This window comes from Pedobacter nototheniae (genome assembly GCF_032678625.1).
Lineage (GTDB): Bacteria > Bacteroidota > Bacteroidia > Sphingobacteriales > Sphingobacteriaceae > Pedobacter > Pedobacter nototheniae_A.
Genome location: NZ_JAVTSO010000001.1, coordinates 181,480 through 207,939, shown reverse-complemented (window position 1 = coordinate 207,939; position 26,460 = coordinate 181,480). Strand labels below are relative to the sequence as shown.

Genomic DNA, 26,460 nt, shown 5'->3' with positions numbered 1-26,460 from the left:
ATAATTATTTATTTTTATTTAAATATAATGTATAGGCCGGCCATAATCAGCAATAGTAAAGCTGATAAAACCTTATAATTTCCAATACCTTTCCAGCCAGGCACTTTCAAGGGTGCCCAAAAAGAAGTCCAATATAATTTTTCGCTTTCTTCAGTATGTACAACAGGGTATAGGTAAGAAAAAGTAACCTGCATAACTACACAGGCCACAAAAAGATAAAAAGCCATCATCATAAAAGGGACATGACCAATTAAACTTTCGGGATAAAGTTTATTTAGGGCAAAAACCAAAACCCCCAGGGCAGAGCCTAACCACAAAGTGTACTGAGCCGATTTGCCCGAAGCTTTTCTCCAGAAAACACCTAATAAAAACACACAGGTAATGGGAGGTGCAATATGGGCAATAATATCATTTATACCTTCAAATAAACTCCCGTAGTGGTTTAGCAAGGGCAATAAGCCTAAAGAAACACAGAGGGCAATCGTTGCCGATATACGCCCTACCTTTACCAGTTCATTGCTCGAGGCATTAGGTTTGTAACGTTGGTATAAATCGAAACTGCTCAATGTGGCTATTGAGTTAAGCGCTCCTGCAATTTGGCTCATTAATCCTGATAGAAGAGCGGCAACCAGTATGCCTATCAAGCCCGATGGCAGTAACTGGGTAATCATTAAAGTATAAATCCCTTTTGTATTTATAACCTGTTTGCCATCGGCTCCAACGGTTTGCAAACTACTCAAATCAATTGTTCCACTTTTGTAGAGTGCGTAAGCAAAAAGTCCGGGCAGCACAAAAATAAATACCGGAAGTATTTTGATAAAACCACAAAATAAAACACCGGCTTTGGCCTGGTTTTCATCTTTAGCACCTAATGCACGCTGTACAATAGTTTGATCGGCACACCAGTACCAGATGCCGAGTATGGGGTAGCCTAAAAATACAGCAACCCAGCTCATCCCGCTTGCATCACCAATCGGTCTTATCATACTTAACTTATCCATGGCATTGTTCTGCTTTAATACAGAAGTCATATTTTCCCAGCCACCCATTTTGTTCCAGGAAAATATTGTAATGATGATGGCTCCAGCTATCAGTACGATGCTTTGGATGGTTTCGGTTACCACCACCGCCCGCAAGCCACCAATAATGGTATACAAACCGGTAATTAACGCTATTACAACAATGCTGATGTACATATTAACGCCGAATAATGTTTTTAAAACGATACCACCTGCTAAAAATGAAAAGGCAATATGAATAATGATAGCCGAAATGATGGATACAAATGCCAGCCAGTTTCTACAAGCCTTATTGTACCGCCGTTCTAAAAAATCTGGTAAGGTGGTAACGCCCGAACGGATATAGAAGGGAATAAAAAATAAGGCCAGTAAAATAAGGGTAAAGGCGGCCATCCATTCGAAATTACCATTAAGCAGGCCGCTGTCGAACCCACTTTGAGCCAAACTAACCAGATGAAGACAAGATATATTGGTGGCAAAAAGGGCCAAACCTATCATAGGCCATTTTAAGGATTTACCTGCCAAAAAATAATCATTAGAGGAGTTATCGGTTTTCTCTTTTTTACGGGTACCACTCCACAGGCCTATGGTTACAATAAACAAAATGTACCCAATGGTTATGACGATATCTAAGGTACTAATCATTTTATATTTGGTTGTTTAAAATGTTGATGATTTGATTTATGATTATTTTAATTGGTATTAAAATTCTGTTTCTTGGCTAATCTCTTGACGGAATAAACGTAAAACGCTTTTTTAAGCGTAAAAATGGTTTTTCAAAAAAACTATATGACAAAATAGAGATAATAAATGTGGCGCAGAAAGCGATAGCAAAGCCTAATTCGTTTCGCCATTCATACAAGCCAATCATATTACTTAATGACGCCAACTCGGTTCCGAATATTTTGTAAACCAACCAAAACATTGTGATATGAAAAACATACATTCCGTAAGATATGCGACCCAGATATGCCAATGCAGCTGGTATGTATTTGGTAGAAGCCCCATATAATGATAGAAAAAAGAGCATCACTCCGGTCAGTATTAACATCCAGCCGCTAATGGCTTGCACAACACTAGAAAAATGTGGGCCATCTGCATGAACTTCACAAACAATGGAGGCAATAAGCCAACATATCAACCCTAATATGAACGCTATAATTCTACCTGCAATACGCCAATTGGGTTGCCATCCTTTAAAATAAACAGATAGTAGAATGCCTGCGGCAAAAAACTGAAATTGCACAAAACTATTTGTCCATTCGCCACTAAAGCCTTCTGTTGGATGAAAGGCATAATAAGTTATAGTTAGGTAGGCTACTGCAAGCGCTAAAAATGAAAAAATCTTTAACCCTCGTTTTCCGGTAAAGAAAAATACTAACGGCAGTAAAATATAAAGCTGCTCTTCTACCGAAATGCTCCAGAGTGGATTTACAGGATAATTGAACCAACCATTAAAAGATATATACCAATTTCCAGAGAAAAGACTAAAAGCTGCCACTGCACCTCCAGAAATGGGTCGTCCGAATTTACCGGTAAAATAAGCTAATAGTACCATACTAAAAAAGAAGGTAAAATAGAGTGGCCAAATCCGTAAAATTCGTCTTATGTAGAAGGATTTGACATTAATTTTTCCGAACTGATCTTGCTCTTTAGAAAGTAATTCAGTTATTAAAAAGGCGCTAAGAAAAAAGAAAAGAGGTACTCCAAATACACCAACTAAACTTAGATGGTGTGTCCAGTAATATTTTGTCGGGTCAATTGGTGCTAAATCCATTCTATGTGTAAAAAACACAAAAAGAAACGCAAAAAAACGAAGTAAGTCTAGTTCAGGTTTGTAATATCTATTTATTGTCATTCGGATTTCTAGATTAATTAGTACAGATCATTTTATATGTGCTTGTTTAAAGTTTAATCTTATTTGCCGTTGTTAAAATCTATTTTAAAAACATAGCTTTCGGCTACTTTGCCATTGTTAATATTAAGTGTGGCTGGTGCGTATAAATAAGTAGGTACGCCGTTTTGCATCAATACAGCCGGACGTTCTAGTTTTCCTGTATCGTGGTAAGCGAAACGACCTGGTACAGCCAATAATTTTTTATGGTCATCAGGCGTGCCCCAGTAATCTAAAATAGTTCCCATTCCTTCTTTTGCCGGCCACCTACTACCAAAAATATGCACTTTTTTATCTTTGCCTATAATGGGGCTTACACACCAATTGTACCAAACGGTATCGGCAATGGCAGTACCTAAAAGTTTGGCCGTTAAAGCCATTTTTGTGTAGGGCAATTTTGGTGTTTTGCCTTTTGCAGTAGGCAGGGTTTGCGCGTAGGCAATAAAGCTGGCTAAAATAATGGTACAAATAATAAAATATCTTGTCATAATTAATTACTTCAAATCGCAACTGCTGCCGGGCATTTGCGGGGTAATATAAACGCCATTCTTGATGCTTATCGGATCAACGAAATGAGATTTCAGGTGTGGAATATGTTCTAAAAACAATGCCTGATGGCCCATAGCAATATGATTAAACAAAACCAGGTGTTGGTGCAACTGCCCCATATCACCAACATGCGGCACCACGGGAACCCCAAATTTTTTACACATTAAACTAATGGTAATAAATTCGCTGACACCACCCACGCGTACTGCATCTACCTGTGCAAAACTGGTACAGCCGGCTTGCAGGTAGTTTTTAAAAATAATGCGGTTGGGTACATGTTCACCCAATGCAAGTTTTAAAGGCGTAATTTCATTGGCTAAGGTTTGGTGTGCCAGCACATCATCAGGATGGGTAGGTTCCTCAATCCAATAAGGATTCATTTGTTTCAATTCGTGGCAAATGGAAATGGCCTGTGGAAGGGTCCATTGCTGGTTGGCATCCAGCATAACTTTTGCGGTTTCGCCGGCAACTTCTCTAACTATATTTGCACGGCGTATATCGCGATGTGCATCTGTAGAACCTACTTTAAGCTTCATAGCTGTAAAACCATTATCAATAGCTTTTTTACAGTTTTCGCGTACCTTTTCATCATCGTAGTTAAACCAGCCTACTGATGTATCATAGCCTGGATAGCCCACATTTAATATGCTTTCTCTTGATTTTTTTAAATTAACCTGACTTTCCAATATCTCTATGGCTTCCTCTCTGGTCAAAACATCTTCCAGGTAAGATAAATCCAGCGTGTTTACAATTTGCTCTGGGGTTAAATCAATCAGTAATTTCCATAAGGGCACACCACGTTTTTTCGCCCATAAATCGTAACATGCATTGGTTACCGAAGCCAGCCCTAAGTGCACAACGCCTTTGTGTGGGCCCAGCCACCTAAATTGTTGCTCGTTAGATAAGGTTTTAAAGGTTTGACCAAAGTTGGCCATCAGTTCCTCGATAGCTATTCCTTTTAGCGTTTCGGCATAAAATTGTGCTGCTTTACATACTAAATCGTTGCCCTGACCAAGGGTAAAGGCGAGGCCCGTGCCGGTATTGTTGCCTTCGGTAAGCTTAGTTACGGCATAAGAGTATTGTGGGTCTTTATGTATGGCATCACTACCTGCACCTGCAGATAGTCCGAATCTCTTATCGAGTATTTGTATTTTATGGATCATGGCCGCGTTATATTAATGTTCGGTATCCAAGTTCTGCGCCACCACTAACGGGTAAAATTGTACCAGTAATAAAACGGGCAGCATTGCTGAGCAGGAAAACACATGCATCTGCAATTACATCGCCTTGCGGCGGGCCACCCAATGGTTGTAAATGGTTAAGGTACTGCTCTATATGTTCTTTGTTGGGCTGTTCCTGGCTCCACGCCTGTAATGTTGGTGTATTTATTGCCGCTGGCGAAATTGCATTTACCCTAATTTTAAAAGGTGCATAATCCAATGCCATAGCCTTGGTTAGCGCATTAACTGCGCCTTTGCTGGCTACGTAAGCAGCATGGTTATCCTGACCAATATTGCCCACCATGCTGCTGGTGTTTAAAATGCAGCCTTCTGTTTTTTTTAGGTGTTCTATACCATACCTTGTGGTATACAATATGCTTTTTAGGTTAACACCCATCAATAAATTCCACTCATCATTACTGGTTTCGTCAAGCGTTTTCGATGGATGTGCTATACCTGCATTATTGTGTATGGCATCTAACCGTCCATAAGTATTTATTAGGCGATCAAAAAGGTTTTTTACTGCATTTTCATCGGCTATATTACAGGTTAGGGCAAGGTGATTTTGGCCATTTAAATGACTGATTTTTTGGCTGCTTAATTGGTTTTGGTCAGCAATACAAACCGTTGCGCCAGCATTTGCATAGGCTTTAGCACATTCCCAGCCAATTCCATCTGCGCCTCCAGTTAAAAGAATTATTTTATTGTTTAATAACATTTTTTGCTTAAATTTTTTGATAAAACAGACCGTTTCGTAGTTTTTAAGTAAAGGCTTAATGCCTAAAGTGATTAATTTCAGCTTTTCTTTTTTTCAGCATAAGCAAATTTTAAAAAGGCCATTAAAGTGCAGAATTTGAGCAGATGATCTTTTTTCATAGCCGTTTAAATTGGGTTAGGTAATTTCACTTTCTGTAAATGGTATTTCTGAGTAAGAATGATATTTGGTTAGCAGTTTAGCATCCTGTTCTGGTAAAGTGATGATTATTTTTTTGTAAATCCTATTGCTCTATTGATCATTTATGATGCCTGGTTAGCATAATTTTTATTATATCTGTATATGTAGCTAATAATGTATTTATTTTGGCGTTTTTTTTCGATTATTGCTTCTGGAAATGATGCGACATTAAGGTATTCCTATATGCCGCATCATTGATAATTTAAATTGTTAACCTTTTTATGAAACCCTTAGAGGCAAAAATACTGCAAGGCAAAGAAAATGAAGTGTTTGGGACGAAAGTAGTGGAACTGCCTTATTTTTCCACAACATTCCACTTTCATGAAGAATGCCAGATAACTTACGTGGTTGAAAGCGCAGGCACCAGGATGATTGGCGATAGTATTGAGCGTTTTAGCAATGATGAATTGATTATGGTGGGCTCGAATATTCCGCATGTTTGGCATAACAGCGAGGAGTACTTTTTAGGCGAACAAAATGAAAATCAGGCTAAATCACTTTCCTTGTTTATTAACCCCGAGAAAACACTTAAGCTTTTTTCACAATTTGGTAACGTACAAAATCTTGCCAGGTTTTTTCAACTCAGTAAAAGAGGAATTAAGTTTAGGGGGAAAACAAAAGCAGAATTAAAGAGTCTTTTAGTCAAGATGGCCAAAACAGAAGAAATGTTGCCTCGATTAAGAGGTTTAACGGATATATTGGATTTATTTTGCCAAACAGATGAATTTGATCTCATTATGGGGATTGGCTACACCAATACTTATCAGTTAAAGGACAATGATAGAATGGATGTGATTTTAAAATACATTTTTAATAACTTTTCAAAGGAGATACAATTAAATGATATAGCCGATATGATTGGGATGAATAAACAAGCTTTTTGCAGGTATTTCAAAAGCCGTACGCAAAAAACTTTTATGGGATTTGTAAATGAGGTAAGAATAGGAAATGCATGCAAACTTATATCTGAAGGAGACTATCAAATTAGCCATTTGGCCTATGAATGCGGTTTTAATAACCTATCTAACTTTAATAAGTTTTTTAAGCAAATGAAGGGCGTTACACCAAAAGAATACCGTAGAAAAGTAGTTTCATCTTAGAAAATCGTAATATTCAATCTGCAATTAGTATAACAGCAATATCAACAAAAAGAAAATATAACTTTTCAAAATAGTAGTTAGCTATGGTACGATGACTATTGCTTTTTTTGTTTTAGTTATTATATTTGGCGGGCATTGATAAAATTTTTATTCTAAGTACGCGTGCTTTTGCAAAGGAATAATTAATGTAGGTTTTGTTAAAGAACAAAAGAAATAAGTAAATGTCTCAACTTGATATCAGTGTTTAAAGGTACCTCAGCAGCAATTTTTCGCCATATGAATTCGGATGTTTTAAAGTTCTGTTTTATTACAATCTGAATAAAAAAATACGGACTGATGTGATTAGTCCATAAATAATATTTTCATCCCTCTTAACTATTTAGTAAGTACATTACCTGCCATCTATCAAATTGATGAGTACGTGCAAGGCGGGTAAAACCAAGCAAACAGTACCGTCAACTATGGATGAAAAGAATATTCCGGATGAAAAAATTTCTCTGCATAGCTTGTGGTGGGAAGCAATGTGCCTCGGCGAAAAAGATGCATTTCTGAATCTGTATAAAAGTCTTTACCGGAATTTAGCGGGCTTTGGTTTAAGGGTTTGTAGCAATGCTGAAGTTGTTACGGATGCTCTAAACCACGTTTTTCTTGAAATTTGGGAAAAGCGTGATACGCTTCCAAGAGTAGAGCAGGTTGAATCTTATCTCCGGACAATTTTGAAGCGGACAATTTTAAAGAAAATTGCACATGAGCAGCGATTAAATAAAGCTATTGCAATTATTGTAAGAGAAGATGAAGAACTTTTAGAGATGCCATATGAAGAACTGATCGTAAAAATTCAATCAGATGAGTTGGTAAAATTGAGTTTGATTGCAGCTTTAGAAAAATTAACGCCCCAACAACGAAAATTGATACAGTTGCGTTTTTACGATGGTTTAAGTTATGATGAAGTAGCTAAAAGAAGCCAATTAACCGTTAGAACAGCCTATAATACCATTTACACCGCACTAAAATTTCTTCGTACCCATCTTAAACTTTAAAAAAGCTAAAAATTCAAAGCGAGGTTGGTGCAGCATTAGCAAATTGTGCTACAATTGTTTTTATAACAGTTCAATATATTTAAATGTAGGTCAACTTAATTTTATTAACTTCTTAAGGATTCAATATATAGACATATTTTTGGTCTAAAATTTAGTAATTCATATTGTTGCTTATCCGTTTTTAAACAGCCGATGACCTGTAAATCTTAACAGTTTCGAATATCATTTTAAAGCTGTTTAAAAAAAAATAAAAAATACTTGGTAAAAGTTTCACATTCTAAGCACTGGTATTAAAAGAGTGTTTAATGATTGATGAATATAATTATCCAGAGGATTTTTTAATGGATGATACCTTTAAGCAATATTGTGAAGGTAGCAGTAAAAAATGTGTACTCTTTTGGGAGGATTGGATTGCTAAACATCCAGAAAAAAACAAAACAATTAATGCGGCTAAAAATTTATATAAGATCTTAAGTGGCGATTTAAAGCCTGTTGATCAGCAACTGGATGGCCTCACCAATCAGATTTCTCCTGTAGCCAAAATCAGCAGGTTTAGCGCAATTCATTATGGTATGGCAGCTTCCATATTTATTGTGCTGTTTTTAGGACTTATTTATGTGAGTTATCAGAAGCCGAATGTAGCACCACAATACGCTGAAAATTTTATTGCCAAAAAAGGAGAGAAGAAGAAAATTATTTTACCCGATGGTACTTTGGTATACCTTAATGGCGACAGTAAAATAGAGCTTGGAGAAAATTTCGATCAAAAGGACAGAAATGTCAAATTAATTGGCGAAGCCTATTTTGATGTAAAGCACAATGTGGATAAACCTTTTTATGTGCACACAAAAGATTTTAAGATTACGGTATTGGGCACCGCTTTTAATGTTAAAAGTTATAATAACGAAAAAGAATCAGCTGCAACTTTAGTTAGAGGGACAATCAGGTTAGAAGATAATACTGGGCTTAATAAAAATACCATTATTCTTAAAGCAGGACAAAAAATCACTTATCATTTAGTGAAAAAGCAAGTTGTTACTAAATCGGTATTAACTGGTTTAGAAGATAAATTGCCTGAAATTGAAGTCAATAACCTTACGATTATCAATAAGCAGGTAGTAGAATCTGCATGGACAAATAATGACCTGATTTTTTTAAACAATAATTTTGACGAAATAAAAGACAGGTTGGAGCGCTGGTTTAATGTCAATATCGATTTTGAAGATAAAGAAGTTGCACAATACGTTTATACGGCAAACTTTAAAAACGAAGATATTTTAACTGTACTACGCAATCTGCAGCAGGTAAAACATTTTAATTTTAAACAGAAAGGAGACCTAATTACGATAAGCAAATAACAAAAGACTAACCAAAATAAACCTTTATCAAACGAAAAAGAGGGGCTTGCTGGAACAATCCCCTCATTATTTTTTTGATCTTCTTTTTTAATCTGAGGCTTCATTACAGAAATGGGCGGCCTCAAATAAACCAATCAAAAAACAAAAATATGATTAAAATTTACATTAGTCAAGCCTCGCCATGGCTCAGGCTGCTTTCTAAAGTCATTATTCCAATGAAGATTGCATTTTTATTAGTAATTGTTACCTGTTTAAATGTTTCTGCTAAGGTTTTCTCCCAGGAAAAACTTTCGCTTGACATCAAAAATGTCAAGCTCGAAAAAGCCCTGCAGATCATCGAGAAACAAAGTGGGTACCGGTTTGTATACAGCCCAACGGAAGGACCGTTTGGCAAATCAGTAAGTATTAAAACAGAGGACACGCCCATTAGCACCATTTTAGATCAAATTTTAAGCGGCACATCACTTACCTATGCTTTAAAAAGCGACAACCTGATTACCATATCGCTTAAAGGAAGTGTCAGCTTAGATATTACAGCAAAGGGAATAGTAAAAGACAGCACTGGATTAGTACTGCCAGGTGTTTCTGTTAGCGTAAAAGGTGTAAAGGGCATTGGCACTTCTACCGATGCCGATGGTAAATTTAGCCTCAAAGTGCCCGATAATGCTACGTTGGTGTTTTCTATCATTGGCTATGAAACCATCGAAATACCTGCTATTTCATCAATGATCGTGGTTTTAAAGGCATCCAATAAATTGTTAGATGAGGTGGTGGTTATAGGCTACGGCACCAGGAAAAAGGTAGAGCTAACAGGCGCCGTTTCTACTATTTCGGGTAAACAGTTAACAGAAAGCCCCGTAGCTAACGTTGCCAATGCAATAGCAGGCCGCGTACCTGGTGTGGTGGCTACAAATCCTAATGGTAGACCTGGAAGTGGTTCAAATTTAAATGTTAGGGGGTTTAGTACAATAGCAAGCGATAATCAAAACAGCAACAATAGGCCACTTGTAATTGTAGATGGGGTACAGCGTGATGATGGTTTTGGTGCCATCGATCCAAATGATATAGAAAGCATCTCTGTTTTAAAAGATGCAGCAGCATCGGCCGTATATGGCGCAAGAGCCAATAATGGTATTTTTTTAATCACTACCAAAAGGGGCGTATTGGGCAAGCCATCTGTTTCTTATACCAGTATTTTTTCTATACAACAACCTACCTCATTTCCTCAGCTACTGTCTCCTGGGCAATATGCAAGAGCAATTAACGAAGGCCAAAAAAACATTGGCGGTACGCCTGGCTTTACCGATGCCGAAATACAAAAATTCGATACAGGCGAAGATGGTGTTAATTGGTACGATGCTACTTTCAGGAAAAATTCGCCGATGACCAACCACAATTTAACCATTACCGGCGGTACCGATGCTATTAAATATTTCGCCTCTTTAGGTTATGTAAATCAAGATGGGATGTACGATAATATCAATTACAAAGCGTATAAGTTCCGTTCTAATGTCGATGCCAAAATAAACAACACCTTAACTTTGGGCATTAATCTGGAGGGCAGACAAGAAAACAATAATGCGGCAGCTATTGATGCGAATACAATATTTTCGCATGCCAATCGGGTATCGCCAGCGTACCGTGCCTATTTTGCAAGTGGCCGGCCGGTTAATACCGCCGGAGAGCACCCTACAGAAGAGGCTATACATTCTGGCTATAACAATTATAATGTTAACACCTTTCAGGGTACACTTTCGCTAAACCAAAAACTAAATGCCATTACCCCTGGTTTAGAGGCCAACGGCAGGGTTTCATTTGGTAAAATATACGCTTTTAGAAAAGTTTTTGCATTACCCTACACCATGTATAATGAAGATACAAACGGTAACATTACCGGAACGAAAATTGTTGGTGGTGTACCCAATTTAAACGAGGTTTTTGAACAAACAAACACTGTTTTTTACAACGTATCGTTAAACTACCAACGCAATTTTGGCAAGCATAACATTAATGCACTTTTATTGTTCGAACAAAATAAAAGTACTGGCAATAATTTAAATGCTACAAAACAAGATTTCCCTACCCAGATAAAAGACGAACTTTTTGTAAGTGGACCATTAAACCAGAGCGTTACTGGTACGAGCTTAATTAACGATGCACGCAGGGCACTTGTTGGCCGTTTAGGTTATACCTTTAACAGCAAATATATTGTAGAAACATCATTCAGGTACGATGGTTCCTATATTTTTCCTGAAGGAAAACAATTTGGTTTTTTTCCTGCCGTATCTGCCGCATGGCGGATTTCGGAAGAAAGCTTCATAAAGAACAATCCATCGCTCTCTTTTATAGATAACCTGAAATTAAGGGCATCAAAAGGTTTAATAGGTAATGATAGGGTTAGTGCTTATCAATTTCAAGATGCTTATACCATTGCCACGAGTGGGGGTACTATACCTGTTTTTAATAACCTTCCACAACCTATTGCTTATTATGGGGTTTACCCCAACCCATATATTACTTGGGAAAAATCTGATAACACTGATATTGGCTTGGAAGCCAGCTTTTGGAAAGGCTTATTTGGTTTCGAGTTTGATTACTTTATTAAAGATACCAAAGATATTTTACGCCCCCGCGATCGTTCTACACCTGCCACATTTGGCCGTACATTGCCATTCGAAAATTATGCAAGAGTAAAAAACAAAGGTTTTGAAATAGTACTTAACCACCAAAACCACATAGGCCAGGTAAATTATAAAATAAGTGCCAATGCCAGTTATGCCGTTAATAAAGTAACCGCTATTGATGATCCTGCTGGAGGCTTGGATTTTCAACGTCAATTAGATAAGCCTATGGACTTTAGGGCAGGTTACAAATCTGTCGGTATTTTCCAGAGCGATGCCGAAGCACAAGCTTGGATGAGCGGTAAAGAATTTGGCTTAGCAACACGTGCCGGAGATATAAAATATGCCGATCTTAATGGTGATGGAATGATAGACAGTAACGATCAGCTCGTATTATCTAACTACAACGCCACACCGCGGGTTATGTTTGGTCTATCAGGTGATATTAACTGGAAAAATTTCGATTTAAGCTTTTTGATACAAGGCGCTGCAGCCAAAAATATATTATTAGCCGAAAATGCCAGAGTAATGTTCGATGGTGGCCCCAGAAACTCTTTCACTTACCTATTAGATGCATGGTCACCAACCAATACAGGGGCAGAGTACCCGCTTATTTGGCCAGGAGGGCGCACCATAAACAATCAGCCATCAGATATCTGGTTAAAAAATTCGGCATATGCCCGTTTAAAATCAGTTAATATTGGTTACACTTTCTCCAATATCAATTTAAAAAAAATCCATCTTAATGGTATAAGGGTATTTGTATCTGGTACAAACCTGTTTACGGTAAGCCCCTTAAATAAAATTGGTTTCGATCCAGAAGCAGAATCGGGCGCAGGCTCTTATTACCCACAGCAAAGGGTATTTAGCGCTGGTGTAAATGTTAAGTTTTAATTATTTAAACGAAGATACGATGTATTTAAAAAAAATAACAATAGTACTTTGCGGACTAATCTTATTTATCACCTCTTGTAAAAAAGATTTCCTCAACCCAAATAATCCATCTACGATTAATCAAAATGATGTATGGAAAGATCCCGCACTACTTGGCTTATATGTAAATAATGTATACAGCTTTGTGCCCGGTTGGGATTATAATACCTATAATAACATTGCTGATGAGGCACGGAGCAATTACTCTGGTGGCCCAAATTCAATTTTGGTTGGCCAGTGGAACGAAGTAGATAACCCTATGGATATCTGGGTAGATACCTACAAGCAGATTAGGGTAACCAACGATTTTTTTGCCAATATAACTACCTCTACCGTAAGCGATGATATTAAAAAACTTCGCACCGCAGAAGTTCGTTTTTTGCGGGCTTTATTTTATTTTAATCTGCTAAAAAGATATGGCGGTATTCCGCTAATAACTAAAGCACAAAGCCTGGGCGACGATTTAATGGTAACACGCAATACAGCCGACGAATGTTTTAAATTTATAATTGACGAATGTACCACCGCTGCAGCCGATTTGCCTAAAGATGCAGATAGGGGCAGGGCTACTAAAGGTGCCGCACTATCTTTAAAAACCAGGGCACTTTTGTATTTTGCCAGCCCATTGTTTAACCCCAGTAACGATTTAATCCGTTGGCAAAATGCAGCCAGCGCTGCCAAAGATGTTATAGATTTAGGGAAATATGATTTATATCCCGATTTAAAGCAATTATGGCTTGATAAATCAAACGCGCATAAAGAGATTATTTTTGAGAAACAATATCATTTACCTGAAACTTCTCACGGATGGGATGCAGAAGTGAAACCTGTATGGTTGGCTAATGGCGATGCTGGGCAATGTTCACCATTACAAAAATTGGTTGATGCCTTCCCGATGAAAAATGGTAAAAGAATTAACGAAACAGCGTCAGGTTATGATCCAAGCAAGCCATATGCAAATCGGGATGATCGATTTAATGCTTTTATCGCACACAATCAATCCATTATTGCAGGTATTCCTTCACGTCCTTATCCGGGTGTTGCACCTGGCCAGCTAACTAAAAGCTATGGCCTTAGTATTTATAAAGGAGGCAGCGATTACGATTCTGTTGCCAATTATGCTGTTTATAACACTATTACTGGTTATTTAACTATTAAAGCAACAAACCCTGATAACATCATTTACAGATATGGTTACGGAAGCGAACAGCCATGGATAGAATTTAGGTATACCGAAATATTACTTGATTATTGCGAAGCAATTAACGAAGCACAAGGCGCTCCAGATGCTAATGTATATGCCTATTTAAATAGAATAAGACAAAGAGGTGGGATTGTAACGCCATTAACTATGGGCTTATCGCAAAGCGATATGAGAGATCTGATCCGTAACGAAAGGTATATAGAATTATGTTTCGAGGGTCAGCGTTACTGGGACTTAAGAAGGTGGAAAATGGCCGAATCCGTATTGAACGGGAAAAAATTTGATGGTGTTATTATTACCAAACAAGGCCCTGGAAACTTTACTTATCAGTATGCCCCAGTTGATTTGCAGCCAGCTATTTTTGAACAAAAAATGTATTTTATGCCTATACCGAAGACCGAAATAACCAAAAATCCAAAATTGGAACAAAACACAGGTTGGCCTAAATAGCCTTTAAAGGCAAGCAATTATTTTTTAACTCAAAACTGCCCATTATAAATTGGACAGTTTTGAGTTGGATATAAGTATGCTGAAAAATCAAGCTTTTTATATATTGAATTAAGCCACGCTTTGCAGAAATAAATTCAAGTCTTCGTCTTTTCCTAAACCTAACTTCTGCTTAATCCTGTATCGGCTCATACGCACACTTTTAGGTTCTATACCCAAACGGATAGAAACTTCTTTATTTGAAAGCCCCATTAGCATATAAGAACAATATTTTAAATCGAGGCGGGTTAGCGTATGGTTTGCCTGTTGCTGCAGGCGTTCAAAAAAAGCAGGGTTGGATTCAAAAAAGTCGGCTTTATATTCTTCAAAATCTTTGTCCATCTTCCGTTGCTGGTTTACGATCTTCTTAATCTGCTCATCAAAAGATAGGTGACTTTCGTTGTTTACTTTCCCCGATAGCAATTCTAACAATTCATTTTTTTCTTCAATCTGAAGTGTTCCTGCCAACAGTTCTTTTTGTAAACGCTCCTGACGTTCTTTTAGCAAAGCCTGCTCAGTTTGGAGTTGTGTAGCTTCTGCTTCTTTTAACTGCGCCCTCAATTCGGCAGCTCTTTTTCCCTGGTCAATCAGCTCCTGTTTTCGGCCGGAAGCTTTCAATTTAAAATTATACGACATGAGTAGAAAAAGCAATGCAATAATTCCTGTTAAAGCCAGTATAACATAAAAAATGGTGCGCTTTTTTGCAAATTCGGCCTGTTGTTGTAAATAAACAATTGCCTGTTCCTTTTTTTCGGATTGATATTGTGCCTCTACTCTTGTAATACTATTAATTTTATCTTCATCAAAAGCTTGCTTATAAAACACAAAATATTGTTTCAAATAATTTAACGCAGCATCTTTATCACCTTTTTTTTCTGCAATGTTGGCAAGTCCCTGAAATATCCGTGCTTTGGTAAGCGGCATCTTAACAACACCATTTGCTATGGTATTTAGGCCGGTAAGAAGTATTTTCTCAGCCTCATCATAATTCCCATCCCGAAGGGCATATTCGCTGCGCAATCCATAACTGTTTAATAGTACCTCCTGCAGATTGGTTTTTAAGGCAATTTTAATGGCGATATCTGTGTATTTTTCGGCACTATCCGTATAAATAGATGGAAAATACTGAAAATAGGTGTTGGCTGTATTTAAAGCAATAGCTGCCGTATTGCTATAGATTAGTAAACGTCCTTCCTGTTTACTGGCGAGCTGCAGTGCTTTTTTATAAATGGTTAACGCAGAATCTAAAAAATAACGCTTAGTTGTATCGAGCTTAAAACGGTCAAAATAAGTTTGCCCGATGGTAAAATAAGCATTATTCATTATATCCACCTGTTTGCTTTTTACAGCGGTTGAATAACATAAATCAGCATATTTTTTTTGTTTAGCCGGATTATTCCCATAGCCATAAAGACTTGCTAAATAATGATATATAGTGCTTTCATATTCGGCTGCATCTTCACCTTTAAAATAATCAAGCGCTTTAAGCAGTTTTACAACTGATTTGTCATTCTCGTCATTAATCAGATCCAGCCAGCCGTTTCTAAACCATACAAAACCCAAAGTAATCCGGTCTTTAGTTTTATCTGCATAATACATGGCGCTGTCTCGGCTTTCATAGGCCTTTTTTAGGTCTTTTTTCCAAACATATAAATGTATTAATGTGGCATAAGTCATCGCTTTTCCACGGCTATCTTTAATTGCGGTGCTAATTTTAAGCGCATCGTCAGTTTGCTTAAAAGAAAGCGTCAGGTTCTTCTCAAAATTGGCCCTGGCCAGCTTACACAATATATTTACCTGATCTGTTTTAGAAATCTCTTTTTGACTGAGTAAATGATTAAGGGAGTCGATGTATATTTTTTGCGCCTCCGCCTTTTTAAAAAAAATGAGGAATAAAAACAGGAAGATGAGTAATGGTTTCAGTGGTAGCTGCATAAACAAAAATAGATAAAAGAATGACTTCAGAAAACTTAAAATACAAGCAAGTGTTTGTAATAAAGCGTTTTATGTGTTTTTTGTAGCCTCATTGTAGTCGTTTATATTTCCATATGTAGTCTCAAGGTAGTCTCCGTTTTCTTGCTTAGCCCTTTGTATGGGGCTAATTTTGTTCCATTCTATTATTTAAAGAGCGAAATTATGAAAAACAGAACAACGGCTATTGTAGCCTACATCACCTTAGTGGGATGGATTATTTCTTATCTCGAATTTAAAAAGTCTGCAGCAAAGAGCAGCCTGGTCAATTATCATTTGGGCCAAGCACTTGGTATCAACATTATTTTTTTTGCATTAAGCCTAATAAGCAGTATTGTATTGGCCATTATTCCTTCACTCGGTAGCATTTTCTATCTTATTTTATTAGCTCCGTTTGTGTTGTTGTTGCTGGGTATTATTGCAGCAGCAAACGAAGTTGAGAAACCTGTACCCATTATCGGGAAAATATTTGAAGGCAAGTTCAATTTTGCTCCAGAAAAACAAGGTAATATCTAAGCCATGGGTACGAGAACTCATTACGTGCGGAGCAAGCCCCAGGGGTATTGTTGTGCGATAATGTTATTGTTGCTGTTTTTTGGATTTAATGTTTTGGCACAAGACGAAACTCAGATGCAGATTGAATTTAAACTAAGCGATAGTTTAAGCAACACGAGCCATAGTTATAAACTTTTAGGGATTAATTATGCATTAAACACGCCTTACTACAGTTTAGACGAAAACGAGCTGATTAATAATGGCAATTGCAGCATTACAATGGAACTGGCGCAGGATGTGGATGAATTTTTCTTGAAATGGATTGCAGGAACTGTAAAAAATGCCTCAGGAACAATTACCATGCTGGTTGTTAACGGTATCAAAAAACCAAGGAAAATTACTTTTACCGGCGGACAGGTGGCTGGATTTTCTGAAAGTTTTTACAGCACGGTTGGCGCCAATACTTCACCCCAGGTGAGCATTTACGTGAAAAAATTATCCGTTGATGACGTAAGCATATTTACAACGGTAAAGCCGAAAATTAACAGATAAATAATCGAATGCTGAGCTAAGCAAGGCATAAATAGAACATAAAAAACTTAACCCATGAAAAAAATAATAATAATCTGCTTTTTGGCCTTTGGCGGACTGCTAAGCTGTAAAAAAGAAAACACGGAGAAGAAAAACAATGATAATTTACAGGGCAAATGGGAGGTGCAAAAGGAATTGAGTATAAGCTACGAAAACGACGTGGAAAAAAATCGATATGAGGAGCAATATAAGTCAGGCCAGTGGCTTTACATTTTTGAAGGAAATAACCTCACCACAGTATATGGCAATGGAACGCCGGATGTATACACGTATGTGTTAAATGGTGAAAATTTTGTGATGAGAGAAGGCAATCAGGGGAAACATTTTAATCTGAAATTTAACAGTAATATTCAAATAGTACTAAGTGTTGAAGATAGTAATACCGATTCAAAAGGGGTTAAACATAGATACGTAACGGTATACACTTTAAATAAAAAGTAAAACAACAGTTCGTAAATTTAAAATAAGATAGCAATGAAAAAAATAATAACAATTTGCTTTCTGGCCTTAATTGGGCTGGTAAGCTGCAAAAAAGAAAGTACTGATAAGAAAAACAATAATAATTTAATGGGAACCTGGGAAGTAGAAAAAATGCTTGAAATAAGATATGAAAACGATGTGGAGAAAAACAGGTACGAAGATAAATATAGCGCCAATGAAATGTTATTTGTTTTTGAAGGGGATAATGTGACCGTGAAAAATAACAATGATGCCGGAGAAGTATATAGTTACACCTTAAAGGGTGAAGAATTTGTAATGACAAAGGGCAACACCAGTCAATACCTAAATCTAAAGTTTAACAGTAATGCCCAAATGGTTTTAAGCCTGGAAGATAGTAACGTTGATTCAAAAGGCATTAAGCACAGAAATGTAAGTGCATACACTTTAAATAAAAAATAAATTTAGGTGGTTACTACTCTGTTTTAGACTGGTAAGGGCGCTTTTGTTGAATTTTTAATTGATCAGATAAACTAAAAAAGATGAAAGCGCAGTTGTTCGTTAAAACCATAATAATAGTTTGGACAAGTTTGGTTACATCTGCTTACGGACAGGATCATACACTATTGAAAAATAATGAAGATGAAACAAGTTATAAAATAGGAAAGCACTCTTTAGCAGAAAAGAATTTTGATGCGGCAATACACAGTTTTATAGAGGCGGTAAAATTAAATCCAACCGATTCGGCTTACGCCAACCTCGGCTTTGCTTACCTACAAAAGGGAGAGAATGGAAATGCCCTTTTGGCCCTAAACAAGGCTATTGCCCTTAATACGGCTAATGCCTGGGCCTTTGGGCTTCGGGGTTTTATTTACACTAAAATAGACGCGCCTGAATTGGCTTACAGTGATTTTGCCAGGGCAATAGAACTGAATTCAAAACAAAGGCCAGTAAAGGTAAAGGAGGCTGACAGCTTTTTCAGTAAAAAGCAGGAGTTGACCATTAACGATTATACTAATATAATCAAGCTAAAACCTAAAAATGATACGGCCTATGTTAAACGGGCACAAGCGTTTGAGCAGTTAAAAAATTATACAAAAGCCATTAAAGATTATGAAAAGGCAAAAGTGTTGAACCCAAAAAATGTGGCGGCCTATTACGGTGCCGAGCACCTCTATTTGCTCACACAGGCCAAAAGGTTCAAACCAATACCCGCCGATTCTATAAAAGAAACAGCATCAACAACAGAAAAAGAGTTATTTAAAGAGGTTTATGTTTCAAAAGGAATACCACATTCTACCCTTGAAGAAGCATACGAACTCAGGATTAAAGATTACTCTAAAGTAATTGGACTGTACCCGGAAATTGCGAGTAATTATCGGAATCGTGGTTTTTTATATGCCAAAATAAATAAACCAGAACTGGCCATTACCGATTTTACAAAAGCAATTGAACAAAATTTTGAACCTGCACAAACATTAGGTGATCGTGGTGCGGTTTATATCCAGGTAAATAAGCCAGAACTTGCCATTGCAGATTTAACCAAGGCAATTGAAATTGATGCTAATGTTGCCCGGAATTACCACAATCGTGGATTAGCTTACTATTATAAGGGAGCATATGAGCAAGCGATTAAAGATTTCACAAAATTAATTGCGTTAAGCCCCGAAAATGCGGAAGCCTATCGCAACCGGGGAAATCTTTATACCTATATAAAAAAAACCGAACTTGCAATTATTGATTTAACGAAAGCCATTGAGCTTGATGCTGATACCGAAGAAAATTATACCATTCGCGGACTGGCGTATTCGCTTATAAAAGCCTATGAACCTGCCATTAAGGATTATACAAAAGCCATTGGCTTAAACCCTAAAAACGGGAATACCTATGCCAACCGGGCATTAGCCTATAAATGCCAAAAAAAATATAAAACGGCCTTAAATGATTATGCAAAAGCCATTGCATTAAACCCGCAAGATGGGCAGGCTTACAGAGGTAGGGGAGAAATTTACCAGCAACTCAAACAAAAAGAACGGGCAGAAAATGATTTTAAAAAGGCTGAAGCGCTGGAAATCCACTAAATAATAATAGATGCAGCAGGGTTTTTATAGAGGCTGAACTGCGAAAAAGTATAATAATCAAAAATTTATCTTCATGATACATTTTACATCAGCCAGATTTAAGTTTAATTATTCACAACGATCAATGTAGATCAGAAAGCAAATAAATTATTATGAGAATGAGAACAATATGTTTTTTCTTGATCATCCTTGGGGCCGTTTTTCTGTTGAGCTGCAACAGACAGAAAGATGGTCAAAATTTATATTACTTTCCTAATACCGATACCACTTATGTAGGTGTTAAAAACGGCAGGGGCGATATTATTATCCCGGCCGTGCATCCAATACTTAGTAGCCGCGATATAAATGATTTCTATGACGGTTTGGAGACAACCAAACGAAAACCGCGTATTTTTTACAGTACTGAGCCTAAACTAATTCCGGATAACAGGTATGATTTTGAAAAACCCATTACAGGTATAATTATTGAGTTTGCAGGTATTTCAAAAGGGTCGGAGGCAGCCATTGAAAAACCATGTATTCCAGGTGGCGAAGTGTATAACCGGGAAGGTAAATTTCTGTATTATGTTGCGGGGTACATCACCCACAGGACTGAGAAAGGCTTTAGCTTTATAAGCCCGGAGCCCTTCAGCGAAGGATACAGGCCATATGTAGAAAAAGGAAAACTTGGTTTTGTTGATGGGCTGGGTAATAAAGTAACACCTGCCCGATGGGATTTTTCCGGGCCGTTTAACTCCGGTTATGCCCGGGTTTATGGTGGTGGATGGAAACAATTACCAATGCCAGGTTATATAGATTATAAACCACTTACCGATACTGCCTTTACCGGCTACATTAACATTAAAGGTGAATTGATTAAAACTGCCCCGGCTGCTAAAAGCGATAAGGATTATTCTATTTCTAACAGACAGTACCTGGCCAACCCCTTTATTTATACTAAGAAGGAGCAACAACTGGTCGATAGTCTAAATAAAATAAAGGCAATAACCCATACTAATTCGATAGATATTATACGTACGGAAAGCGAAGGGAAAAGCATTCATTTTGAAATTACAGACCGGCCCAAAAACGGGTTCCCATATTATTACATACAGGGATACTGGGAAAATTTAGGCGATGCGATGTATACTTTTTTGGTGCAACAGGATACCAAAGAAATTTTTCACTATAGTGCTCCATTTTTTTTAGCGGATGAAAAAATACCACTTGACCAATGGATAACAGATGGTTTGCAAAAAGTAAAAAATAATTGGGAAACCGAAGCGCCCGGTACCAAACTAAAAGTCAATATCGATAAAGAACTGAAACACTGGCAAAGCATTGCGAAAGAAAATAATAAGTAAACTTAATCCACAAATCATTAAATGACTATTCCTCAGCTCCATATTCCAGATTATGTAATGACTGGTATGTTTGGTATATATGCGCGCCGTTTGCTGATCGAAAAAATAACAGTAACTGGTGAGCAAATCACCTTGAATAATGCGTCTTTAATGGATCAGGGTAACCACCAATTGCTGGTAGATGCTGCCACCTTTAGCTGTATAAATTATGGCTTTTTTAAAGATAAGAACACGATTTATGGATTATCCTATACCATTAGAAAAAAATCGGAGCGGTACTACTTTACGCCTCTCAAAAATGTTGATTGGGATAGCTTCGTGCCCATTAGTATGCTGTATGCGAAAGATCAAAATCATTACTATTATGCCGAGGGTGCAAAAGTTATTACGGAGGAACATTTAAAACCCTTGTCAGGTTATACGAGCGATTACCAGGATGAAAATTTTCCTGATTTAAAAGCCACGCATACCTGGAGTTCGGAGGTTGCAGTTGGACAAAGCTTTGTTTACAACCGGGGACTGAAACTAAAATATGCCGATGCGGCTACCTTTGCACAAATTGGCCCGCACGACTATAAGGATAAGTATAGTTGTTATGTAAAAGATGGATTAATAATTAAGAGGACCGTTTAAATATAGAACTATAATTTACTCTACATTTTGCAGAAATAAGTTCAAGTTTTCCGCCTTACTAAGGCCTAATTTTTGTTTAACAAGGTAGCGGCTCATGCGCACGCTTTTGGCTTAGATGTGCATAAGCTGTGCAATTTTCTTGGTATCCATTTTTAAATGGAGGTACGAACAGAATTTAAGGTTCCGCGGCCTCTTATTTTTCAGGCTCAACTGTTTGGATTTAAATAAAGCAAGCGTTATTTTAGTATTCACTCAAACAAATACCATGATCAACATAACAACATTTAAGGAAAATTTAGGTTTAAGTGAAATTCCGACTGAACTGGAAAAGCTAATTTATTTTCAAAATAACATTTCATCTTACGGAAATTATAGTCAAGGCTTTGCCGTGTTACTGGATGATAAATCAGGCTTAAAAAGCTGGAATGATGATGAAAATTTTTTAAATCATTTACTACCTTTTGCACAGGCCAATGGTTCGGGTTCTTTTTATGCAATTTGGGATGATGGAACAAACAAGCCCTTAAATCAAATGCCTGTTGTGGTTTTTGGAGATGAAGGCGGTGTTCATATTGTTGCAGAAAACTTTTTACAGCTTTTGCATTTAATTACCTACGATACCGAAATTTGGGTTGATCTTGAAGAAACCTATTTCTTTAGGAATGAAGAAGATTATGAAGAAAGCGACGATTTAAGTGAATATTTAAGATGGATGAAGGGAGATTATCATTTGGATCAAATAGAACAACCCGATGAAATAATTAAAACGGCACAGGAAAAACACAAAGAAAACTTCGATGCCTGGTTTGGACAGTATTTTAAAGAGGAGTAAGTTGTTTAGGTTTTACCATAAGCAAAAGTAATTTGGTAAGCGTTTTATTGGCTTTCGCTGAAAAGGTTAAAGAATAAAAGAAATATTTGAAACTGGAGTTGAAATTGGCCCAGCACATGGAAAATTAATTAGACAAGAACTAATATCCGCAACATGACACAAAAAGATTTATTATCGTTATTGGGATTACCGGTATCCGATCCAAAGATCATTAGCTTTTTTGCAGAGCGAAATCTTACGCCTCCTCATACGATTCCTATTGTGAAACCAAACAGCACCACGCCACTTGGTATAAAAAATAATATGGGTTTAAAAGATCAGGAATGGGGATTTTTATATTATTTTCAATCAGAAGTATTAAATGAAGATTTTCCGCTGCTCAAAGACGGGAAAAACTATACCCCTTATTTCACACAGGTTGTTTTTAATAATAAACTGTACACAAAACGCCTACGAAAAGAACCCGATAGTTTTTGGAATGTTAGTCCCGGGCCTGAAAGTAGCATTGAAATTATCGAAAAGCATTTCGGTAAATTTGATCATACCAAAAAATACCCCAACATATACCTTCCCTTTAATAAACAAGTAGATATTATTGTAAGTTTAATCTCTGAAGAAAACAAGTTGAGTGGTTATTTTGCCGCTGTAAAAGAGTCGTTTGAATTGTATCATGCTACGGAATTTAACCGTAAATGGAACGATGAGGTAAATTTAATTTTTATGGTAGTTAAGTGGCTAAATGATCATCATTATCTTCTTGCTGGTACAGCGCAACTGACTAATAGTGATGATTGCGTATCCTTGTTTGTGCAAAATACTTTAGGCGGCCATTTATGGAAAAACCAATTAATACCAAATGAGGAACTGGGTAAGTTCATGCTCAGCCCCTTCGATGTGAAGTATGGCTTAAAATCTAAATTTTATGAACTGTTGGGAGCGTTGGAGCATTTTGAAAAACTTGAATGGGCTGAACAAAAGCAATGGGTGGCCACCATCCCATTTAACGATGAAACTTATGCTGCCTTTGAAACAGCCATGAACCAAAGTTTTGAGCAGTACAAAGTAGTACAGTCGAATAAAAAAGAACCATTATAGTTGTAATGAGTTGCCGCTCAATATTGTTTGATAAATAGTAATCGCTTCATTAAGATCTTTAATTTAATGAAAAATTTGAGGTAACTTGGGTTAATACTCAGTATGCTGTTATAAAAGACCGATATGTAGCGCTACAATCGGTTTTTTGCTTTTAAACGATTTTGCTTTTCGTACGGTGCAACATGTTGGTTTTAAAAGGTGTCTTTTAATAAAATCAACAAACTTTATGAAACCTTATTTCGCTCTGATTATTGCTTTCTTTTTTATGAGTACCAATGCTGTTTTCGGCCAGTTAAAAATAACAGGCAATGTTGCCGATAGTAGTTATGTGCCTTTAATGCAGGCAACTTTAAAATTGTTTAAGGCCAATGGAAACCTAATTCAAACTGTAAGTTCTGATGACAAGGGAGTATTTAGGTTTACGGGATTAACGGCGGGAAGTTATAAAATTGAAGGAACTTATTTAGGGGTTAAGGGTTTTTCTAATCTTTTTGAATTGCATCAGGACTCAACGATTAATCTAATGATCAACCATCAATCGAGCACAAATTTAAAAGGGATAACAATTTCGGCGAACAAACCATTAATAGAGCGAAAAATAGACAGGATGGTGTTTAACGTTGGTAATTCTATTGCCGCGAAAGGTACTGATCTTAGCCAGGCATTAGCCTTAACGCCAATGCTAAGGGTAGATGATCAAAGTGTTTCCATTATTGGGAAAAGTGGCGTTTCCGTAATGATAAATGATAGGATTGTAAATATTGGCGGTGCTGATTTGATCCATTATTTAAAGTCGCTACGATCAGACGATGTAGAAAAGATAGAGGTAATTACCACACCTCCGGCTAAATATGAAGCCCAGGGAAATAGCGGGCTTATCAATATCGTGCTTAAAAAAAACCAAAGTTTGGGTTTGAGCGGTAGCATAAGCTCTACTTACGCACAAACTACTTACCCCGCTTTTGCAAATAACTTAAACCTGAATTATCAATCGCAAAAAATAAGTGGTTCTATAAAACTCAGACAATACCGAACGCTAACACACCCAACAGAAGAAATTAACGTTATCGGCGCAAACTCCATGTTGAGTAATGATTCCAGAAAAGATATTTCTCATGGTTTTGGTGCTAATGTAAGCCTGGATTATAAAAATAGCACCAAATCGAATATTGGTTTTATCTACGATATTGGCAGGAGCAATTACGATATCGACATTAACAGCATCTATATTTATAAAACCGGAGCGGTTACGGATGATATACTTAATACCTTTTCGCAGCAGCTGAACAATACGTTTACGCAAACCCTGAATGTTTACCACGATCAAAAACTGGATAAAGCTGGCAAAAAGTTAAGCTCAGGGTTTAATTTCTTTTCAACCCTTCCGGCATCGGCGGTAAATTTCCAAACGGCATCCAGTCAAACTTCTACAACGGATTTTGTAAGGAACAACAGCGATTTAAATTATAAAATCTGGTCTGCACAATCCGATCTTACCATGCCCTATAAATGGGGTAATATTGAAGCCGGGTTAAAATTTACAAATTTTGACAACAACTCAACCATAGGATATTTTAACCTGATCCAGGGTAATTATGAAATGGACCCATCAAAAAGTAATGTATTTGAGTACGGAGAAAAAAACATAGCCGGTTATGTAAGTTCACAGGTAGAATTTAATAAACAGTGGTCGGCAAAAGCAGGTTTAAGATATGAGTATTCCATCATTAATACCTATTCGCCCACAAATAACGAAAGAAACAAATTTAACTACGGACGGTTATTTCCTTCAGTTTACCTAAGCTATAAGCCAGATGAGGATAATACCATCTCGGTTAATTATTCTAAAAGAATAAACCGGCCAAACTTTAGGGCTTTAAATCCATTCAGGTGGTATTCCAATCCAAATACCTATTCTACCGGAAACCCGCTTTTGCAGCCTTCCTATAATCATAACGCCGAAATTTCTTATCTGTATAAAGGAATTTTATCTTTCACGGTCTACGGTCAAAAGTTAATTAATGGTTATGGCCGTTTAGTTGAAATTAATGGACCGATAAAAATTGTGAATTATCAAAATTACCTTACCCAATACAATTCGGGAGTAGAAGCCACTTTGGGGCTTAAATTTTTTCCATGGTGGGAGAACCGCGAATTTGTAAGTTTTAACTTTGCACACGGAAAATCGGCATTACCCGAAGTGCTTTTACAAAATGGTTCTGCCTTGTATTACAGTACCAACAATACATTTACCCTGAGTAAAATGGTTAATGTATTTCTTAATTTCTGGCATTCTTTACCCTCTACCCAGGGGAATACTTACAGCAAAGGCCGTTCATCGTTATCATCGGGTGTTAGGGTTTCTTTATTTGATAGCAAGTTCCAGGTTAATGCTTCTGGCGACGACCTGCTTAAAGGTACTGTAAACAGAGGGGAGATTTATTATCAGGATTTTACCCAAACCTTTAATAACTATTACGATTCGAGAAGGTTTAACCTAAACCTAACCTATACCTTTGGAAGAAGCAAAGTAAAAGGGAACAAAAAGCAGGTTAATTTTAAAGAAACCCAACGGGCAAATTAGGTTGAATGATCCTGAAAA

21 protein-coding genes are annotated in these 26,460 nt (G+C 37.0%); 15 read left to right on the top strand and 6 right to left on the bottom strand.

Features of this window, described 5'->3' with window-relative positions:
• Window positions 1–14 precede the first annotated feature (14 nt).
• The 5 genes from R2Q77_RS00955 to R2Q77_RS00935 form a co-directional block, all read right to left on the bottom strand.
• Window positions 15–1,664 (bottom strand): sodium:solute symporter, encoded by a 1,650-nt coding sequence (locus R2Q77_RS00955; protein ID WP_316801839.1) that lies wholly within the window; start codon window positions 1,662–1,664, stop codon window positions 15–17.
• A 76-nt stretch (window positions 1,665–1,740) separates the two neighbouring features.
• Window positions 1,741–2,877 (bottom strand): acyltransferase, encoded by a 1,137-nt coding sequence (locus R2Q77_RS00950; protein ID WP_316801838.1) that lies wholly within the window; start codon window positions 2,875–2,877, stop codon window positions 1,741–1,743.
• A gap of 59 nt (window positions 2,878–2,936) precedes the next feature.
• Window positions 2,937–3,401, bottom strand: a complete 465-nt coding sequence (locus R2Q77_RS00945; RefSeq protein ID WP_316801837.1) for a hypothetical protein — start codon at window positions 3,399–3,401, stop codon at window positions 2,937–2,939.
• Window positions 3,402–3,407: 6 nt separating this feature from the next.
• Window positions 3,408–4,625, bottom strand: a complete 1,218-nt coding sequence (locus R2Q77_RS00940; RefSeq protein WP_316801836.1) for an enolase C-terminal domain-like protein — start codon at window positions 4,623–4,625, stop codon at window positions 3,408–3,410.
• 7 nt (window positions 4,626–4,632) lie between these two features.
• On the bottom strand, window positions 4,633–5,400 hold the full coding sequence (locus tag R2Q77_RS00935; RefSeq protein ID WP_316801835.1) for an SDR family oxidoreductase: 768 nt from the start codon (window positions 5,398–5,400) through the stop codon (window positions 4,633–4,635).
• Between the two features lie 458 nt (window positions 5,401–5,858).
• On the opposite strand from R2Q77_RS00935, the gene R2Q77_RS00930 reads away from it, so the two are divergent.
• The 5 genes from R2Q77_RS00930 (at window position 5,859) to R2Q77_RS00910 (ending at window position 14,343) form a co-directional block, all read left to right on the top strand.
• Complete coding sequence (locus R2Q77_RS00930; protein ID WP_316801834.1) at window positions 5,859–6,737, top strand: AraC family transcriptional regulator; 879 nt, start codon at window positions 5,859–5,861, stop codon at window positions 6,735–6,737.
• Window positions 6,738–7,150: 413 nt separating this feature from the next.
• Window positions 7,151–7,777 (top strand): RNA polymerase sigma factor, encoded by a 627-nt coding sequence (locus tag R2Q77_RS00925; protein WP_316801833.1) that lies wholly within the window; start codon window positions 7,151–7,153, stop codon window positions 7,775–7,777.
• Window positions 7,778–8,082: 305 nt separating this feature from the next.
• Entirely contained in the window at window positions 8,083–9,135 is a 1,053-nt protein-coding gene (locus R2Q77_RS00920) for a FecR family protein (RefSeq protein ID WP_316801832.1), read from the top strand.
• A 149-nt stretch (window positions 9,136–9,284) separates the two neighbouring features.
• A complete protein-coding gene (locus R2Q77_RS00915) occupies window positions 9,285–12,650 on the top strand; it encodes a SusC/RagA family TonB-linked outer membrane protein (protein ID WP_316801831.1) in 3,366 nt (1,121 codons plus the stop codon).
• A 19-nt stretch (window positions 12,651–12,669) separates the two neighbouring features.
• The gene (locus tag R2Q77_RS00910; RefSeq protein WP_316801830.1) at window positions 12,670–14,343 is read left to right on the top strand and encodes a RagB/SusD family nutrient uptake outer membrane protein; all 1,674 of its coding nucleotides are present in this window, start codon (window positions 12,670–12,672) and stop codon (window positions 14,341–14,343) included.
• Window positions 14,344–14,451: 108 nt separating this feature from the next.
• On the opposite strand, the gene R2Q77_RS00905 is transcribed toward R2Q77_RS00910, so the two are convergent.
• Window positions 14,452–16,314, bottom strand: coding sequence for a LuxR C-terminal-related transcriptional regulator (locus R2Q77_RS00905; RefSeq protein ID WP_316801829.1), 1,863 nt, complete (start codon window positions 16,312–16,314; stop codon window positions 14,452–14,454).
• 201 nt (window positions 16,315–16,515) lie between these two features.
• Between R2Q77_RS00905 and R2Q77_RS00900 the strand changes: the two genes are divergently transcribed.
• From R2Q77_RS00900 to R2Q77_RS00855, 10 genes are all read left to right on the top strand, one after another.
• Window positions 16,516–16,866, top strand: a complete 351-nt coding sequence (locus R2Q77_RS00900) for a DUF4870 domain-containing protein (RefSeq protein ID WP_316801828.1) — start codon at window positions 16,516–16,518, stop codon at window positions 16,864–16,866.
• 3 nt (window positions 16,867–16,869) lie between these two features.
• Window positions 16,870–17,397, top strand: coding sequence for a type VI secretion system tube protein TssD (tssD, locus tag R2Q77_RS00895; protein ID WP_316801827.1), 528 nt, complete (start codon window positions 16,870–16,872; stop codon window positions 17,395–17,397).
• 54 nt (window positions 17,398–17,451) lie between these two features.
• Entirely contained in the window at window positions 17,452–17,877 is a 426-nt protein-coding gene (locus R2Q77_RS00890) for a hypothetical protein (protein WP_316801826.1), read from the top strand.
• A 33-nt stretch (window positions 17,878–17,910) separates the two neighbouring features.
• Window positions 17,911–18,336 (top strand): hypothetical protein, encoded by a 426-nt coding sequence (locus R2Q77_RS00885; RefSeq protein ID WP_316801825.1) that lies wholly within the window; start codon window positions 17,911–17,913, stop codon window positions 18,334–18,336.
• Between the two features lie 80 nt (window positions 18,337–18,416).
• Window positions 18,417–19,955, top strand: coding sequence for a tetratricopeptide repeat protein (locus R2Q77_RS00880; protein ID WP_316801824.1), 1,539 nt, complete (start codon window positions 18,417–18,419; stop codon window positions 19,953–19,955).
• Between the two features lie 158 nt (window positions 19,956–20,113).
• Window positions 20,114–21,298, top strand: a complete 1,185-nt coding sequence (locus R2Q77_RS00875; protein ID WP_316801823.1) for a WG repeat-containing protein — start codon at window positions 20,114–20,116, stop codon at window positions 21,296–21,298.
• Between the two features lie 21 nt (window positions 21,299–21,319).
• Complete coding sequence (locus R2Q77_RS00870; RefSeq protein ID WP_316801822.1) at window positions 21,320–21,931, top strand: DKNYY domain-containing protein; 612 nt, start codon at window positions 21,320–21,322, stop codon at window positions 21,929–21,931.
• Between the two features lie 265 nt (window positions 21,932–22,196).
• Window positions 22,197–22,763, top strand: a complete 567-nt coding sequence (locus R2Q77_RS00865; protein ID WP_316801821.1) for a hypothetical protein — start codon at window positions 22,197–22,199, stop codon at window positions 22,761–22,763.
• A gap of 153 nt (window positions 22,764–22,916) precedes the next feature.
• Window positions 22,917–23,858, top strand: a complete 942-nt coding sequence (locus R2Q77_RS00860; RefSeq protein WP_316801820.1) for a hypothetical protein — start codon at window positions 22,917–22,919, stop codon at window positions 23,856–23,858.
• 226 nt (window positions 23,859–24,084) lie between these two features.
• A complete protein-coding gene (locus tag R2Q77_RS00855) occupies window positions 24,085–26,442 on the top strand; it encodes an outer membrane beta-barrel family protein (RefSeq protein ID WP_316801819.1) in 2,358 nt (785 codons plus the stop codon).
• The last annotated feature ends 18 nt before the right edge of the window (window positions 26,443–26,460 follow it).

Coding starts and splice junctions, on each gene's coding strand:
- R2Q77_RS00925 (WP_316801833.1), top strand. CDS start 7,151: ATGAGTACGTGCAAGGCGGGTAAAACCAAGCAAACAGTACCGTCAACT.
- R2Q77_RS00870 (WP_316801822.1), top strand. CDS start 21,320: ATGACTATTCCTCAGCTCCATATTCCAGATTATGTAATGACTGGTATG.
- R2Q77_RS00935 (WP_316801835.1), bottom strand. CDS start 5,400: ATGTTATTAAACAATAAAATAATTCTTTTAACTGGAGGCGCAGATGGA.
- R2Q77_RS00885 (WP_316801825.1), top strand. CDS start 17,911: ATGAAAAAAATAATAACAATTTGCTTTCTGGCCTTAATTGGGCTGGTA.
- R2Q77_RS00950 (WP_316801838.1), bottom strand. CDS start 2,877: ATGACAATAAATAGATATTACAAACCTGAACTAGACTTACTTCGTTTT.
- R2Q77_RS00920 (WP_316801832.1), top strand. CDS start 8,083: ATGATTGATGAATATAATTATCCAGAGGATTTTTTAATGGATGATACC.
- R2Q77_RS00905 (WP_316801829.1), bottom strand. CDS start 16,314: ATGCAGCTACCACTGAAACCATTACTCATCTTCCTGTTTTTATTCCTC.
- R2Q77_RS00945 (WP_316801837.1), bottom strand. CDS start 3,401: ATGACAAGATATTTTATTATTTGTACCATTATTTTAGCCAGCTTTATT.
- R2Q77_RS00860 (WP_316801820.1), top strand. CDS start 22,917: ATGACACAAAAAGATTTATTATCGTTATTGGGATTACCGGTATCCGAT.
- R2Q77_RS00880 (WP_316801824.1), top strand. CDS start 18,417: ATGAAAGCGCAGTTGTTCGTTAAAACCATAATAATAGTTTGGACAAGT.
- R2Q77_RS00940 (WP_316801836.1), bottom strand. CDS start 4,625: ATGATCCATAAAATACAAATACTCGATAAGAGATTCGGACTATCTGCA.
- R2Q77_RS00855 (WP_316801819.1), top strand. CDS start 24,085: ATGAAACCTTATTTCGCTCTGATTATTGCTTTCTTTTTTATGAGTACC.
- R2Q77_RS00930 (WP_316801834.1), top strand. CDS start 5,859: ATGAAACCCTTAGAGGCAAAAATACTGCAAGGCAAAGAAAATGAAGTG.
- tssD (WP_316801827.1), top strand. CDS start 16,870: ATGGGTACGAGAACTCATTACGTGCGGAGCAAGCCCCAGGGGTATTGT.
- R2Q77_RS00875 (WP_316801823.1), top strand. CDS start 20,114: ATGAGAACAATATGTTTTTTCTTGATCATCCTTGGGGCCGTTTTTCTG.
- R2Q77_RS00865 (WP_316801821.1), top strand. CDS start 22,197: ATGATCAACATAACAACATTTAAGGAAAATTTAGGTTTAAGTGAAATT.
- R2Q77_RS00915 (WP_316801831.1), top strand. CDS start 9,285: ATGATTAAAATTTACATTAGTCAAGCCTCGCCATGGCTCAGGCTGCTT.
- R2Q77_RS00955 (WP_316801839.1), bottom strand. CDS start 1,664: ATGATTAGTACCTTAGATATCGTCATAACCATTGGGTACATTTTGTTT.
- R2Q77_RS00900 (WP_316801828.1), top strand. CDS start 16,516: ATGAAAAACAGAACAACGGCTATTGTAGCCTACATCACCTTAGTGGGA.
- R2Q77_RS00910 (WP_316801830.1), top strand. CDS start 12,670: ATGTATTTAAAAAAAATAACAATAGTACTTTGCGGACTAATCTTATTT.
- R2Q77_RS00890 (WP_316801826.1), top strand. CDS start 17,452: ATGAAAAAAATAATAATAATCTGCTTTTTGGCCTTTGGCGGACTGCTA.